Genomic DNA, 15087 nt, shown 5'->3' with positions numbered 1-15087 from the left:
CGCTTTTCTCTTACATCTGGCTCTTGATCATACGGTCGAAAATGCGGTCGCCGAGCCATTTGCGGATCCAGATCATCGGCTTGGCATAAGCGCCGACCGCATAGCGGGTCTTCGGGCGCGATGATGCTATGGCCTTAGAGACAGTTTCTGCGATGACGTCCGGGTTGGTGCCGCGATTGTGGCCGTAGCTGGACTGCATCGACTTGACCACGCCGTTAGCGATCTTTTCATAGGGGCCGTTCTTGGAGCGCTCGGCAATACCCTGCTGTCCGGCATCGCCAAAGCCGGTTTCGATCAGGCCGGGCTCGATGATGACAACGCGGATACCGAATGGCTCGACCTCAAGGCGCAGGCTGTCCGACCAGCCTTCCAGCGCATGTTTTGTTGCATGATACCAAGCCCCGAGCACGGTGTAGATCTTGCCGCCCATGGACGTTATGTTGACGATGGTACCGGCTTTCTTCTCGCGCATGGCGGGCAGAAGCAGCTGCGTCAGGCGCGCGGCGCCGAACATGTTGACCTCGAACTGGTAACGAGCTTCATCGAGCGGGATTTCTTCCACCGGTCCATAAAGGCCGAACCCGGCATTGTTGACGAGAACATCGACGCCGCCGGTCTGGGCCAGAATGGTTTCGACGCCCGCCACGATCTCTTCGTCCTTCGAGACGTCGATGCGCAGTGGCTGAGCACCGAGGTCGGCGAGGTCCGCCATTTTGTCGACACTGCGCGCCGAAACATAAACCTGATAGCCATCGTTGATCAGGCGCTTTGCAATAGACTTGCCCATGCCCGACGATGCGCCGGTGACCAGAGCCGTCTTCTTTCCTTTGGTGAACATCTCAGCCTCGCTGTGTTTCGATGACCAAGAGGTAGGCTGTGTTGCGCGACAATACATTATCGTAGTACGCCAGCACGATAGCAAATTACGCCAAAATGTTCGCAATCTCCTCAAATACCAATGTATCGGCCAGGCAAATCCGGGTTGCCCATTTAACGGTAATAAACGCCTGTCCTGTTTTCTGGCGGTAATTCCAAGTGCGTCCACCGAAACCTGAGCGACCGCTTTGGTCCTCTTAGCTGTCTGTCGGTAATGCGCCCTCATGTCGGACGTTCGAGTTGTCGGAAAGTTTGCTGAAAGCGGTCGTTTCTCTTTTAATATTAGTAGCGACCGCGAAGGGCGGGAAAGCGGATAGTTTGCTCATTAGCAGCCTATGCGAGCAGCGGACGTCGCTTCGCGCTCGCCGTAGTTTAAAGGCATTACTGCAGTCGGTTGTGGGGGGCGCCGCAAATCACATTCCAGCCGACAGCCTTGTGCCCAATAGTTGCCGGACTGTAACGGGCGTAAAGCTCTTCGATTAAGCGGATCCGATTAATACCAAATGCAGACCTTCTGTTTTGATTGAATTCATCCGAGGTAAGTTGGAATGCGCAGCAGAAGCGCTCATCCATGAACGGAAATAGAAATTGGAACGAACGGGTTCTTTGGCCCTGTTAACATCGCGGGTTGTCAAGGTGATTGCTATGTCCTTTACGCTTAAAAGGGTTTGGTATTTTCAAATAACCCTTCGAAAAATTAGTCGTCGCTTCGCTGAGAATGCGAGATCTGCGAATATCGGAAAATCACACAGAATGTTTGGTGTTGTTTGTTAAATAACGACATTAGATATATTGCAGAAACGATTGAAATTACATTTCATTTTGCAGATTTTAATTTGAACTATACATTTATTGAATGGGGTTGATAAAAAGTATTCCAATATACGATGAATAATGAGAATATAAAATCTGACAATTAACGTACTTAAGTCCGCTGATAACAATAGCTGCCAATGGCTTGTAGCTTTTGGATGGAGAAAAACCGCTGACTCCATGACAGTCGGCGGCCTTTCATTTCAAGAACCCAAAGTGGCTTTTAAAGTCGATTATTTGTAAGCGGAAACCACGATTTCAATCAGCGTGTCGCTGCCCAGATCGGCAACGCCAACGGTTGCACGGGTTGGCAGCTGCGAAGGATCGATCCATTCCTTCCAGACCTTATCCATTTCAGGCTTCTTGCTGAGGTCTGTTACGAAGATGGTGGCTGCCAGAAGCTTGGTCTTGTCCGTGCCTGCCTGTGCCAGATAGCTGTCGAGCTTGGCGAGGATTTCGCGGGTCTGACCAGCCATATCCAGGCTTTCGTCATCACAGGTGGTTCCACCGACATAGACAATACCGTTGTGTTCGACGACGCGATGCATGATCGGCGTCTGAATGAAACGCTCAGCCATAGTTTAATCCTTTCAGATGGTTAGGGAATTTTCCGGCTGCTCGCTGGTAACGGCGAAGACAGCATCGGGGGTTTGGGGTAGGGCTGCGATTTCACTGAGCGGCACCGGTTTCACCGGCGCGCGCAGACGATAGAAGCCGACATTTTCCGGCGCGCGGTTTTGCACCTCGGCCAGAATTTCTGTGACGGTGGAACTGCACAGGCGCCCCTGACAAGGCCCCATGCCACAGCGGAACATCGTTTTCAGCTGGTTCGGGCCGGCGATGTTACAGGCCGCCGCGTCGCGGATTGCGCCTACGGTCACTTCCTCGCAACGGCAGACAATCGTGTCTCTGTTCGTCGGTGCGCGAAATGCCGGTGCAGGCTGGTAAAGCGCATCGATAAAGGATCGACCACGTTCGAAACGTCGCGCCAGCGCTTTCAGCTTTACGATTTTTGATGCCAACGATGTTGCCAGTGCCGGAAAGATATCCTGACAGGCCGCGAGCGCAGCGATACGCCCGCTGGGCTCGGCAACCAATGCACCGCCAATGCCGCTACCGTCACCAGCGATGTAGATGACCGGTATGGACGAACGCCCGCTACCGTCGAGTTGCGGTTGAAAACATTTCTGACCGTCGTTCCAAACCAGAGCGCAGCCGGAAGCATTGGCGAGAATGTTGTTGGGGATCACCCCCTGATGCAGGAACACGCTATCGACAGCAAGTCTGTGAGTCTTGCCTTTGGCCGAAAAGCGGATCGCTTCGGCTTCGTCTTTTCCTTCAATGGCTATTTCGGTGACACCGGAATAAACCGGCACCGACTTGCGCACCTTAAAAAGCAGGGAAAGCCCCTTCAAGGCATAGGGCGAGAAAAGGAATGAAAGCAGGTTCGGTGCAGCTTTCGCGTAATTTGCGCCGGGTGTCGTATCGAGCAGAGCAGCAACCTTGCCGCCCGCCTGCAACAACTGCGCGGCGAACATGTAGAGGAGCGGACCGGTTCCTGCCAGAACCACACGTCCGTTGGGCAGGAGGCCGGAAGTCTTCAGCGCAATCTGTGCCGCGCCAACGGTCATTACACCCGGCAACGTCCAGCCCCTGACAGGCATCGGACGCTCCATTGCGCCGGTCGCGAAGATCACCCGGCGCGCGGAGACAATCCCGCTCTTGCCGCCCACTGACACACGCAGTTCGACGCTGTTGCTGTCGTCGCCATCCCGTGGCTCCACACTCCAGACGAGAGCCTGTGGCACATAGGTGGCATTGCTGGCGATAAATGCTTGCAGGACTTCTTTGCCCCGCCAGTAGTCGGTGCCGAGAAACGGTTTGCGGGCAGTCGTATTGTGTTCAATGCCACGGTAAATCTGGCCGCCGGCGGCAGGGTTCTCGTCAAACAGGACCACTTTGGCGCCAGCGATACTGGCTTCCGCCGCTGCCGACATGCCTGCCGGTCCCGCGCCGATAATGGCAAGGTCGTAAAACGCGTCGAGCGCATAAATATCAGAAATTCTCTTGAGCATGGTGATCATGGTTCCACCCGACGTGCGCCGGTCTGCGAAGAAATGACCATTCCATCGACAACGGGCGTCATACAGGCTTGGCGGTTCTGAACACTATCAATGGTGACTAGACACTCGAAACAGATACCCATCAGGCAGTAGGGCGCTCGCGGCTGATCACCAACGACGCTATCTCTGAGCCGGATGATACCCTCTCCAAGCAGTGCTGCAGCGACAGTTACATTGGCAGGCACCGTCAAAGTGCGCGCATCGAATGTGATCGTCACGGTTTCCTCTGGTGTCTCAGTTTTCAGGAACATTTTAGGAGACATGAAACCTCCGGCCGGAGAACGCATGACCAGCAAGTTGTTTGGCATCGGCTGCTATTTCCTGCGCCACGATCAGGGCGTGGTTGGCTGCAAGCGTGACGCCGGAATGGCACATGACGACATACGCGCCCTTGTGGCTTTCGGATTGTTCGTAGACAGGCAAGCCGTCCGGTGTCTTGACACGAAATCCGGCCCAACTGCGAATGACATTGACATCGGCCAGATGGGGGAACGTCCGCACCGCTCTGTTGGCCAGAACTGCGCTGATATCCTGATTGGTGGCGATCTGATCCGTATGGGTTTCCTGACTGTCGCCGATCATGACACCACCCTCATCCGCCTGCCGCAGCGTCGCCGCTGTATAGGGGAAGAAGGGCGCGCATTTCTCCGTTACAAGAATTTGACCTTTGCTGCGCACAACCGGCGCATCGAGACCGACACTCTTTGCAAGCTCTGCATTGCCGTTGCCCGCAGCCAGAATGACGCGTTCCGTGAAGACTTCACCCCATGTGCCACTCAGGAGAAAGCCGCCGTTTTGCGGGGTGATGGACGAGACTTCACAATGCGGTTCGTAGGAAGCACCGAGGTTGATCATGCCCGTATGCAATGCGCGAAACAGGCGCAGTGAATTCACGTCGCCGTCCATCGGCGAATAGATCGAACCGATCACATCCCGGCAGATGGAGGGGACCATTTTAGCAGTTTCCTGGTGGTCGAGTACAACGTGTTCCGGGGCGTCATTGCCAAGCTCTCGTGCTACTGTCGCGACGTCTCCGGCAAACATTTGAAGCTCGCGCTCGTCGAGGCAGAAGGTAAAGGCACCGGTCTGTTTCAACGCCACATCAAGCCCGGTGACATCCCGCAATTCATCTGCGAAAGCGGGCCACAGGCGCGCAGATTGCATTGTCCAACGGGCATAGTGTGGTGCCCCTACGCCTTTGCCCTGTACCCAGATGAGCGCGAAATTGGCACGGGATGCGCGCAGGGACAGGTCTTCCCCATCGAGAAGCATTGGACGCAGACCAGATCGGGCGAGACCCCAGGCGATGGCAGAGCCAACCAGTCCCGCTCCGATAATGATTATGTTTTGGTCCGGCAATCTGCGCATTCGTAAATTCAATCTGTTGTCACAGCGTCGTCAGTGTTGGGCCTGACGAGAGCCAGGCCCGATTGTGTTGGCTCAGTTTTGCGGGCTTACGTCCACCTTGAACCACTTCTCGGACAGCTTCTTCACCGTGCCGTCGGCAATCGCGGCCTGAATGGCAGTATCGAAGCGACCCTTCAGGGCGGTATCTTCTTTGCGCAGACCGACACCGATCATGCCGAAGACCTTGCCCGAAAACAGCGGGCCAGCCAGCTTTGCGCCCTTCATGTCGTCCTTTTCCAGCGCAGCCGCAAGAACTGTGGCATTGGCGACAACCGCATCCACACGACCGCTGGTCAGGTCGAAATTGTGTTCTTCGGCGGTCTTGTACTCACGCACATCCGCGCCATCCTTGAAATATTGCTCCATGAAGGCCGAAGCGGTTGTGGAACCCTGAACGCCGACGGTCTTGCCGTTGATTTTCTTGGCGATTTCTTCGAGAATCGGCTTTGCTGCATCGGAATCGACATTCAGCGGCTTGCCGCCTTCCGGCAGATCGGCGAGGTCGCTGTCTTCCATGACTGCGAAGGAGTTGATGGCCGCCGCATAAGGTGACGAAAACGCAATCACTTCCTCACGCTTCGGTGTGATGCTCATGCCCGCCATGATGGCGTCATACTTGCCCGCGGTCAGCGATGGAATGATGCCGTCCCAGTTCTGGGCGGTGATTTCGCATTTCGCTTTCAGGCGCTCGCAAAGGTCTTTGGCGAGATCAATCTCGAAGCCCTCCAGCACACCGTTCGGGCCGGAGAAATTCCACGGCGCATAAGCACCTTCGGTAGCGATGCGCACAACATCTTCGGCATGCGCGGTCGGGGCAACGGCGAGAACGCCGAGGATGGAAAGGACGCATTTCAGTTTCATATGTTCACCTCTGTTAGAAAACCGATTGATCGGTTCATGCGTTTTGTTTGGAAATGAATTGCCGGAACCGTTCGCTTTTGGGGTTGCCGAAAACCTCGTCGGGCGCGCCTTCTTCTTCAATCACGCCCTGACGCAGAAACACGACACGGCTGGAAACATCGCGGGCGAAGCCCATCTCGTGGGTCACGACCAGCATGGTGCGCCCATCTGCCGCCAGATCGCGCATGACCTTCAACACCTCGGCCACCAGTTCGGGGTCAAGCGCGGAGGTTGGTTCATCGAACAGCATGATCTTCGGACGCATCGCTAACGCGCGGGCAATTGCGGCGCGTTGCTGCTGGCCACCAGAAAGATGCGCGGGATAGAAGTTGCGCTTATCGGCAATGCCGACCCGCTCCAGCAGTGCTTCAGCCTCGGCAATGCACTCCGACCGGTTTCGCTTCTGCACATGGATAGGCGCTTCGATCAGATTTTCGAGGATAGTCAGGTGCGACCACAGATTGAACGACTGAAACACCATCGTCGCCTGACCGCGCAGCCGCTGAACCTGTTTCGCATCGGCTGGACGCGCTGCGCGCCCGGGCTGTTGGTCGAGCTTGTATGCCTCGCCGTGAATAGCCACACTGCCTGCATCCGGCACTTCAAGCATATTGATGCAGCGCAGCAGAGTGGATTTGCCTGAACCTGACGCACCCAGAATGGAGATGACTTCACCCTGGTGGGCCTGCAAGGAAACTGTATGCAGAACCTTGTGCGCACCGTAACATTTCTCGAGGTTCTTGATCTCGACCGCAGGCGTTTCGAAACGTTGCATTATGAGTTCCCTCCGGCGGCATGCACGATGACAGGCTGACGCTGGGCCGCCGACGAGCGATATTCCAGCAGTTTGAAAATTCTGGTGACTACGAAGTTCAGGAGGAGATAAATCGCGCCTGCACAGATGAAGACTTCGACAGGGCGATAGGTGGCGGAAATCAACTTGGCCGCCAGCCCCGTTACCTCCATCATGGTGATGGTTGATGCCAGTGCGGTGGACTTCACCATCAAGATGACTTCGTTCGAATAGGCGGGCAGCATCTGTCGCAACGCTTGTGGGGCCAGAATGCGGCGGACGAGGGTGAAGCCGCTCATGCCATAGGCGCGCGCCGCTTCGATCTGCCCGGTCGCAACCGACAGAACACCGCCTCGAATGATTTCGGCGCTATAGGCAGCCGTATTGAGTGCAAGAGCCAGTACTGCGCACCAATAGGGTTCCCGCAAAAACGGCCAGAGAAAGCTCCGGCGCAGTTCTGGAAACTGGCTGAGGCCGTAATAGATGATGTAGAGCTGCACGAGCAGCGGGGTGCCGCGCAGCACAAAGATATAACCTCGCGCAATGAGGTCCAGTATCAGATTGCCCGACAGACGCATCGTAGCCAGTATGGTGGCCAGCACGGCGCCACTGATAACCGACAGCGCCATCAGTTGCAGCGTCAGCGGAATACCCCGGCACAGCTGAACGAAACTGTCGAACATGAACGGCAGGTCGACAAAGCTCATACTGCCCTCCGGATGCCGCGCATGACGCGCTTTTCGGCGTTATTGAACAGCAAGCCCGATATGAATGTGATGACGAGATAAAGCAGCCCGGCGGTCAGAAAGAAGGTGAAAGGCTTGCGGGTTGATCCAGCGCCGATTTGCGCCTGACGCATCAGCTCAACCAGTCCTACGACCGAAATCAGTGCCGACTCTTTCAAGACAAGCTGCCAGACATTGCCAATGCCCGGAATGGCAAAGCGTGCCGCCTGCGGAACCATAATGCGGCGAAACAGCAGACGCGGTGGCATGCCATAGGCCTTGGCAGCTTCGATCTCACCTTTGGGCAGTGCCAGCACTGCGCCGCGATAGACTTCAGCTTGGTAAGCGCCAGAAACCACGCCGATGGCCAGTGCACCGGTGATGAAGATTGGCGCACTGACGAAGCCTTGCCCGCCGAACAACGCGCCGATCTGGCTTAACACAGCGCTACTGCCGAAATAGAACAGGTAAATGACCAGAAGGTCGGGGATGCCGCGAAGCACTGTCGAATAGCCGGCAGCCGCAATTCTGAGAATGCGCTGCGATGAAAATGAAGCGGCAGCGGCAATCATACCGAACACCGCACCTGCCGCAAAGCCGCAAAAGGCTACCGCGAGTGACATGCCGGTGGCCCGGAGCATATCGTAGCCCCAGCCGTCTTCAGCAAAACCCATCAAATCCAAATATGCGCTGACCGCACCCAACTGCCTAGTTCCCTTTTTATGTCCGGTCCTTTTGCTGCGCCGGTACGTTTATGGGAGTGGTTTGACAGCGGGGATCAATACAGTCAAATTCGAAATGAAGCCTCAAGCATAACCAAATATTATGGTGAAACATGAACCTGCGTCAGGTCGAAGCGTTCCGAACCGTCATGCTGACCGGAAAAATGACGGCTGCGGCGGAACTGATGTCGATCACCCAGCCCGCCGTGAGCCGCCTTATCCGTGACTTTGAGATCGACACGAAACTCAAGCTCTTCAACCGTCGCGGAAACCAGTTGGTCCCAACACAGGCGGCCATGACGCTGTTGCAGGAGGTGGAGCGGGCTTATGTCGGGCTCAATCGCATCCGGAGTTTCGCCGACGAGATCAACCGTCAGAATGCGGGCATGCTGCGGATTGCGGCTATGCCTGCGCTTGCAAACGGGATCATGCCGCGCTTTCTCGCCCGTTTTCTCAAGGCGCGACCCAATATCCATGCCTCTCTCAACGGTATTCCTTCCGCGATGGTTGTTGAGGCCGTCGCATCTGGTCAGGTCGATCTCGGTTTTGCCGACGGTCCGCTCGACAGACCCGGTTTCAATATTGAAACCCGGGCGATACCGGCGGTTGTCGCTGTCCCGCTAGGGCATCGTCTTGCAGACTATCCGGAGGTTTCACCGGATGATCTCGCCGATGAACGTATGATCACGCTGGAGCCGGGGTCGCTGTTTGCCATGCGCGTGGAAGTTGCCCTAGCGCGCATTCCACGGTCGGCCACCATTGAGACACGCCTGTCGCACACAGCGCTGACGCTTGTGGCTGAAGGTGTCGGCATAACGATCATCGATCCGTCGTCGGCAACCGATTTTCGCGGACGTGGTGTGGCGATCCGACCTTTCACAAGCTTCGTTGACGCCGGATTTTTGGCCATTCGTCGCAGTAATGGTCCTCATAACAGTCTCGCTCAACGGTTCATAGACGAGTTCTGGGCCTATCATGAAACGCTACTTGCACAGCCATGAAGATAGGGCTTCGGGGCTCAATCCTGGTAGATGCGCTCCTCAAGGGGCGTTGATGCAATAATAGATTTCAGTCCGGCCAGCATGGCCTTTTCCGCCTTGTTGAGGTTGGCTTCAGGATTGTGGATCAGGAAAACATCGATGGCAGGCGGGTTGTCGTATGGCGGCAGACGCCAGAGAAGGCCGTCATCGATCTCGCGTCGCGCGACGTGTAATGGAAGTGGGCCGATGCCAAGCCCGGTGATGATCATCCGACGCACTTCCTCAAGGCTCGACGAGGTGCCGACAACATCAGGTGAGAGTCGCGCCTCACTGCGCAACAGGGCTACGGGTCGTAGCGCGTCTGCAATATGATCGGTCTGGAACGAAACCGATGGTTCTCCCTTCAGATCGGCAAGGGTCAGTCCGGACTGGCCAAACATCCGGTGCCGGGGGCCGCAGAAAAACCCGAAGAACTCACGATAGACCATGGTGTAGTCCAGCGCGGGGTCGCGATTACTCACCAGACCAAGGCCGAAGGAAGCGCGTTTCTCGCGCACAAGCCGCGCGACCTCTGTACTTGCGGATACGTTGATCGTCAGTGTCGCATTGGGATGCTGTTCATGAAACCGCGCAAGCGCCTGATCGAAGATCGGCGATATGATGTGGCTGGCGACAGAGATGGTGACATGGCCAGTCACATTGTCACCGACCCCGCGCACCAGTTGCGGCAACTGTGAAATGGCGCCAAACACCTCGATACTTTGCTCGTAGAGCAGTTTGCCAACGTCCGTCAACTCAAAATGGGTTGCGTCGCGCTCCACCAGCCGCTGGCCGATGCGGTCTTCCAATCGGCGCAACGCATTGCTTACGCTTGGTTGTTTGAGGTTGAGACGCTCTGCCGCGCGGGTGATGCTTTTCACCTCCGCGATTACCACAAAACTGCGCAGAAGGTTCCAGTCCAGATCCCAGACAAGGCGTTCGGGGCGATGTAGCGACATGGCATCATCCATTCATGAAATCTATGTAATCTATTCCCATTATCTATTTGCTAAATGCATTCATAAAAGCAATCATGAATATTGGAAGGCATCAAAAAGCCTCAAGAAAAACAAACAAAGGGAAGTCGGGAACAGCATGTTTAACAAATTCACGGGTTTCATTGCCGCGGCCGCGATTGCCACCGCCGCAGTTTTTGCGGTTGCGCCTGCACAGGCGGATGATCTTGAAAAGATCAAGGCAGCGGGCGAGTTGAAGATCGCCATGAGCGGCCAGTACCCGCCGTTCAATTTCGTCAATGAGAAGAACGAAGTCGTGGGCTTCGACGCTTCCATCGGTTCGGCGATTGCCGAGCGTATGCAGCTTAAGCCACAGCTTATCACCACCGCATGGGATGGTATCGTCGCCGGCCTTCGGGCAGGCAAGTTCGACACGGTGGTCGGCTCCATGACGATTACGCCGGAACGCGAGAAGGCCGTGGATTTCGTAGGACCTTACTATCACGCGGGCCGCGCGGTTTTCGTGAAGGAAGACTCTACAGTTCAAAAGCTCGACGATCTCAAGGGCAAGACACTGGGCGTCACACTTGGTGAAACCCATGAAAAATGGGCGCGCGAACAGGGCGGCTGGACCATTCGCACCTATAAGGGGCTGCCGGAACTGATGCTCGAACTGAATGCCGGTCGCGTCGACGCTATCGTCGTCGACAACATCCCGGTCATGGTGGCGATCAAGGAAACCGGCCAGAAGGTCCGTAGGCTCGATACGCCTGATATCGAAGGCGGCAGCGTCGCCATCGGCATCGCCATCCGCAAGAACAATCCCGAGCTGAAGGCTACGATGCAGAAGGCTCTCGACGAGATCATGGCCGACGGCACCTATGAGAAGATCTCGATGCAATGGGTCGGCAGCGATATTCGCTGATACGTCATCCCGGCCCGGCATATGTCCGGGCCGGTTGAGAACCGATTGACCGGAGTTTTCCGATGGATTTTGCGTTGATGCAGCGCGTCCTCCCGTTTTTTCTGGAGGCGGCATGGGTGACTGTCCAAATTTCTGCTCTGGCCCTGGTGTTGGGTCTGGCCGTCGCAGCGGTCCTCGTTAACGGCCGTCTGTCCCGCTCGGTCATCCTGCGATGGCTTGCGGCAGCCTATGTGAGCGTCTTTCGCGGAACACCTTGCCTTGTACAGCTCTTCATTCTCTATTTCGGCGGTCCACAGATTGGCATTAATCTGGAGCCGTTTGCCGCTGGTGTTATCGGACTGGGGCTGAATATCGGCGCATACATGTCGGAATCGATCCGCGGCGCAATTCAGAGCGTTGATCGCGGCCAGACGGAAGCCGCCCGTTCCATCGGCTTTGGGCGAGGGCAGACGATGCGGTTCGTCGTGCTGCCCCAGGCCGCCCGGCTGATGATCCGCCCTCTCGGTGTCAATACGATTGCGCTCCTGAAGGGCTCTGCGCTGGTTTCCACCATTTCAGTGGTTGAGCTGACCTATACGGCGCAGCGTTTCATCGGTTCAACCTACAAACCGTTCGAGATTTTCGGCGTTGCAGCCGTTCTCTACATGATCATCATCTATATCGTGGCGCGCGGGGTCGATCTTCTCGACAAGCGCTTCGCGGCGCAGTGAGGGAGGACTGGATGCAAGCTCTCGATTTGAGCATCGTCGCACCCTATACGGATCTACTTTTGACAGGGCTGTGGTGGACGCTGGTTCTGACCGTAGCGTCGGCTTTCCTCAGCTTCGTGCTCGGTATCGTATTTGCGCTGGTGGTGCTTTACGCGCCTAAGATTCTAGCATGGCCGGTGCGGTTCTTCATGTGGCTGTTCATGGGAACACCGCTTCTGTTGCAGCTGTTCCTGATCTATTTCGGGCTAGTTCAGATCGGTATTGATATTCCGGCACTTGGCGCGGGCATCATCGGTCTTAGTCTGCACTTTGCCGTCTATAATGCCGATATCATCCGCGCGGGTATCGTGGCGGTCGATCCGGGTCAGATGGAAGGCGCGCGTTCCATCGGCTTCAGCCATGGTCAGGCTTTGCGCTACATCGTCATCCCGCAGGCGGTGCGCAATACGATCCCGCCCATCGGCAACAATATGATCGTTCTTTTGAAGGATACGTCACTGGTTTCGATCATCGGCATTGCCGAACTGGTGCACAGCGCGCAGCTTGCCATCAGCGAAACCTTCAGCCCGTTCGAATTCTACATCACCATCGCCGCCATCTACTACGTGGTCAATCTGATTCTGGAAGCCAGCCTGCGGCGCATTGAAAGAAAAGTGGAGGTCACGCGATGAGCAGCCCCAAAATCGCAAAACCGATGGTCGAAGTGAAGGGTGCTCGCAAAGCCTATGGCGAGCTGGAAGTGTTGAAAGATATCGACCTTTCCGTGGCGCGTGGCCAGATCGTCGCCATCATCGGCCCCAGCGGCTCCGGTAAGAGCACGCTTCTGCGCTCGATCAATCATCTTGAAACGCTGAATGGCGGTGAAGTCTGGCTCGATGGCGTGCAGGTCAATCAACCTCTCACCGGGCAGGCTTTCGAGAAGCACATCAATGCCGTGCGCCAGCAGATGGGCATGGTGTTTCAGCACTTCAACCTGTTTCCACATTTGACAGTGCTGGAAAACATCACGCTCGGCCCCATCAAACTCAAGGGCATGATGAAGGACGCTGCTCGTACTCTAGCACTGGAGCTTTTGAAAAAGGTCGGGCTTGCCGACAAGGTCGATGTCTATCCCTCGCGGCTGTCCGGCGGTCAGAAGCAGCGTGTGGCCATTGCCCGTGCGCTCGCCATGCAGCCGAAAGTGATGCTGTTCGACGAAGCGACGTCGGCGCTCGATCCCGAGCTGGTGGACGAGGTCAATGCTGTCATGAAGCAGCTCGCCGCTGAACATATGACGATGCTGATCGTCACGCATGAGATGCGATTTGCGGGCGAAGTGGCAGATCGTATCCTATTCATGGATGGCGGTGTGGTGGTGGAAGAGGGGCGGCCGGATCAGATTTTGAGCAATCCGGTGCAGGAGCGTACCCGCTCCTTCCTCAAGAAATATCTGGCTGCGTGAGGTGATGGCATGAACGAGAGAAACGGCAATGAGTTTGCCGATCTTAGGGAATTTCCCGATTTCGGGCTGACCCCGGCGCAGCGACGCGAAGCCGTGCTTGGGCATTATTATGAATATCCCGGCATGGACGGGCCGCGTGGCGAAATCTGGTGCTACACCGATGCCTATTCTTATCTGCCTGGCACAACGGTTCATTTGCAGGTGAGTGCGACCGCGTCGCGTTTCGATATCGAAATCGTGCGGGATGGGGCGGTTGAAACGCCTGTCTTCTCAAAGCGCGGGATAGACTGCAAATGGCAGGAAACGCCTGCCCAATGTTCCGTTGTGGGCTGCGGCTGGGAGACGACATTTTCGTTCAAGACGGATGAGAACTGGCCTTCCGGTGCTTATCGCATCACGCTGAAAGCCGAAGGCAATGACGGTCAGCTGATCCATTGCCACCATCTTTTCATCCTGCGGCCTGTGGCAGGCCGTAAGCCCGGTCGTATCCTGCAGGTTGCAGCGACCGGCACGTGGACGGCCTATAATACCTGGGGCGGTTCCAACCACTATCAGGGCATTACCGGGCCGAATGGCGATCAATACGCGACGACGGTGAGCATCGAGCGTCCGTTCTGCCGTGGCTTTGCGCTGCTGCCGTCCGATGCGCCTCGCGTGCCGCTGGAGTTTGTAACGCCGCCTGCTGCTCCTCCACGCTATCCGCATATGGAATGGGCCTTTGCCAATGGCTATTCCAAGAAATATGCCTCATCCGGCTGGGCCAGCTATGACAGCCTGTTTTTCCGCTGGGCTGAACGAAAAGGCTTTGCGATTGATCTCGCCAGCCAGCATGAGTTGCATTTCTCGCCGGAAATCCTCGACGGTTATGATTGCGTGGCCTTTGTCGGTCACGACGAATACTGGACATGGGAAATGCGCGATGCCGTTGATCATTATGTCGATGACGGCGGCCGTGCGGCCCGTTTTGCAGGCAATTTCATGTGGCAGACGCGGCTTGAGAATGATGGCAAGCGCCAGACTTGCTACAAATATCGCGCCCGCGCTGAAGACCCGGTCTATCGCTCCGCCGATCCACGCCGCACCAGCGGTTGCTGGGAAGCGACGGAAGCCGGACGGCCAGCTGCCGAAACCTTCGGCCTCAATGCGCTGCGCGGGCTTTATGTCGGCTGGGGTGGCTGCGCCCCGCGTGGCGTGCGCGGTTTTCCGGTCTATCGCCCGGAACATTGGGCCTTTGCGGGAACCGGCATCTATTACGGTGATCTCTTGGGCGCTGACGGTCACGCCTTCGGCTATGAGGTCGACGGGCTCGACTATGTGATCCGGGGCGGTCTGCCTGAACCAGAGGAGGGCAGCGGCGCACCTGATGGATTGCAAATTCTGGCGCTCGGCATGTCGTCTCTCAAGGAAGAGAGCGCGGATATTCCAGCCGACGACCAGTTCCTCTCCGATGCCGATGCCAAATTCGTGGCCGATACGCTGATCGGCGACAATGGCGATGCAGCCGTCGAACGTATCAAGCGCGGCTGCGGCATGATCGTCAATTTCCCGCGCGGCAAGGGCGAGGTTTTCCACGCAGGAAGCTGCGAGTGGGTCGCGGCTCTCAAACGTGGCGACCGCATGGTCGAGCGTGTGACCGCCAATGTTCTCAACCAATATCTCAAGCGCTGACAGAGTAAC

General features: G+C 56.5%; 16 protein-coding genes. 6 read left to right on the top strand and 10 right to left on the bottom strand.

Annotated elements, in window-relative coordinates; genetic code table 11:
- Positions 1-10: 10 nt before the first annotated feature.
- The 9 genes from ABWW11_RS13970 to ABWW11_RS13930 form a co-directional block, all read right to left on the bottom strand.
- Positions 11-838 carry an oxidoreductase gene (locus ABWW11_RS13970; RefSeq protein ID WP_109365730.1) on the bottom strand — a complete coding sequence of 276 codons (828 nt, stop codon included), beginning with the start codon at positions 836-838 and terminating at the stop codon, positions 11-13.
- 1084 nt (positions 839-1922) lie between these two features.
- Entirely contained in the window at positions 1923-2267 is a 345-nt protein-coding gene (locus tag ABWW11_RS13965) for a RidA family protein (RefSeq protein ID WP_109365731.1), read from the bottom strand.
- A gap of 12 nt (positions 2268-2279) precedes the next feature.
- Positions 2280-3773, bottom strand: a complete 1494-nt coding sequence (locus tag ABWW11_RS13960) for an FAD/NAD(P)-dependent oxidoreductase (RefSeq protein WP_109365732.1) — start codon at positions 3771-3773, stop codon at positions 2280-2282.
- Complete coding sequence (locus ABWW11_RS13955; protein ID WP_109365733.1) at positions 3770-4063, bottom strand: (2Fe-2S)-binding protein; 294 nt, start codon at positions 4061-4063, stop codon at positions 3770-3772. The genes ABWW11_RS13960 and ABWW11_RS13955 overlap by 4 nt, the downstream gene beginning before the upstream one ends.
- 1 nt (position 4064) lies before the next feature.
- Positions 4065-5180: an NAD(P)/FAD-dependent oxidoreductase gene (locus ABWW11_RS13950; RefSeq protein WP_109365734.1), complete on the bottom strand. Its 1116-nt coding sequence runs from the start codon at positions 5178-5180 to the stop codon at positions 4065-4067.
- A gap of 72 nt (positions 5181-5252) precedes the next feature.
- Positions 5253-6080 carry a lysine/arginine/ornithine ABC transporter substrate-binding protein gene (locus ABWW11_RS13945; protein WP_109365735.1) on the bottom strand — a complete coding sequence of 276 codons (828 nt, stop codon included), beginning with the start codon at positions 6078-6080 and terminating at the stop codon, positions 5253-5255.
- 34 nt (positions 6081-6114) lie between these two features.
- Positions 6115-6894 (bottom strand): ABC transporter ATP-binding protein, encoded by a 780-nt coding sequence (locus ABWW11_RS13940; RefSeq protein ID WP_109365736.1) that lies wholly within the window; start codon positions 6892-6894, stop codon positions 6115-6117.
- A complete protein-coding gene (locus ABWW11_RS13935) occupies positions 6894-7619 on the bottom strand; it encodes an ABC transporter permease (protein ID WP_109365737.1) in 726 nt (241 codons plus the stop codon). Before ABWW11_RS13935 ends, ABWW11_RS13940 begins: the two co-directional genes overlap by 1 nt.
- Positions 7616-8311, bottom strand: coding sequence for an ABC transporter permease (locus ABWW11_RS13930; protein WP_109366390.1), 696 nt, complete (start codon positions 8309-8311; stop codon positions 7616-7618). The genes ABWW11_RS13935 and ABWW11_RS13930 overlap by 4 nt, the downstream gene beginning before the upstream one ends.
- A 161-nt stretch (positions 8312-8472) precedes the next feature.
- On the opposite strand from ABWW11_RS13930, the gene ABWW11_RS13925 reads away from it, so the two are divergent.
- Complete coding sequence (locus tag ABWW11_RS13925) at positions 8473-9360, top strand: LysR substrate-binding domain-containing protein (protein ID WP_109365738.1); 888 nt, start codon at positions 8473-8475, stop codon at positions 9358-9360.
- A gap of 17 nt (positions 9361-9377) precedes the next feature.
- Here the strand turns inward: ABWW11_RS13925 and ABWW11_RS13920 are convergent, their stop codons facing one another.
- Positions 9378-10337, bottom strand: a complete 960-nt coding sequence (locus ABWW11_RS13920) for a LysR family transcriptional regulator (RefSeq protein WP_109366392.1) — start codon at positions 10335-10337, stop codon at positions 9378-9380.
- A 136-nt stretch (positions 10338-10473) separates the two neighbouring features.
- Between ABWW11_RS13920 and ABWW11_RS13915 the strand changes: the two genes are divergently transcribed.
- The 5 genes from ABWW11_RS13915 (at position 10474) to ABWW11_RS13895 (ending at position 15078) form a co-directional block, all read left to right on the top strand.
- The gene (locus ABWW11_RS13915; RefSeq protein WP_109366391.1) at positions 10474-11259 is read left to right on the top strand and encodes an ABC transporter substrate-binding protein; all 786 of its coding nucleotides are present in this window, start codon (positions 10474-10476) and stop codon (positions 11257-11259) included.
- A 62-nt stretch (positions 11260-11321) separates the two neighbouring features.
- Positions 11322-11969: an amino acid ABC transporter permease gene (locus ABWW11_RS13910; RefSeq protein ID WP_109365739.1), complete on the top strand. Its 648-nt coding sequence runs from the start codon at positions 11322-11324 to the stop codon at positions 11967-11969.
- An 11-nt stretch (positions 11970-11980) separates the two neighbouring features.
- On the top strand, positions 11981-12640 hold the full coding sequence (locus ABWW11_RS13905; RefSeq protein ID WP_319080257.1) for an amino acid ABC transporter permease: 660 nt from the start codon (positions 11981-11983) through the stop codon (positions 12638-12640).
- Between the two features lie 23 nt (positions 12641-12663).
- Positions 12664-13410 (top strand): amino acid ABC transporter ATP-binding protein, encoded by a 747-nt coding sequence (locus ABWW11_RS13900; RefSeq protein WP_167836143.1) that lies wholly within the window; start codon positions 12664-12666, stop codon positions 13408-13410.
- Between the two features lie 9 nt (positions 13411-13419).
- Positions 13420-15078: a N,N-dimethylformamidase beta subunit family domain-containing protein gene (locus tag ABWW11_RS13895; RefSeq protein WP_109365742.1), complete on the top strand. Its 1659-nt coding sequence runs from the start codon at positions 13420-13422 to the stop codon at positions 15076-15078.
- Positions 15079-15087: the final 9 nt, after the last annotated feature.

Origin of the sequence: Brucella sp. NBRC 113783 (assembly GCF_040372265.1) — a bacterium.
GTDB lineage: Bacteria > Pseudomonadota > Alphaproteobacteria > Rhizobiales > Rhizobiaceae > Brucella > Brucella teleogrylli.
The sequence above is the reverse complement of the archived record's forward strand: the minus strand, read 5'-3'. Positions and strand labels throughout refer to the sequence as shown.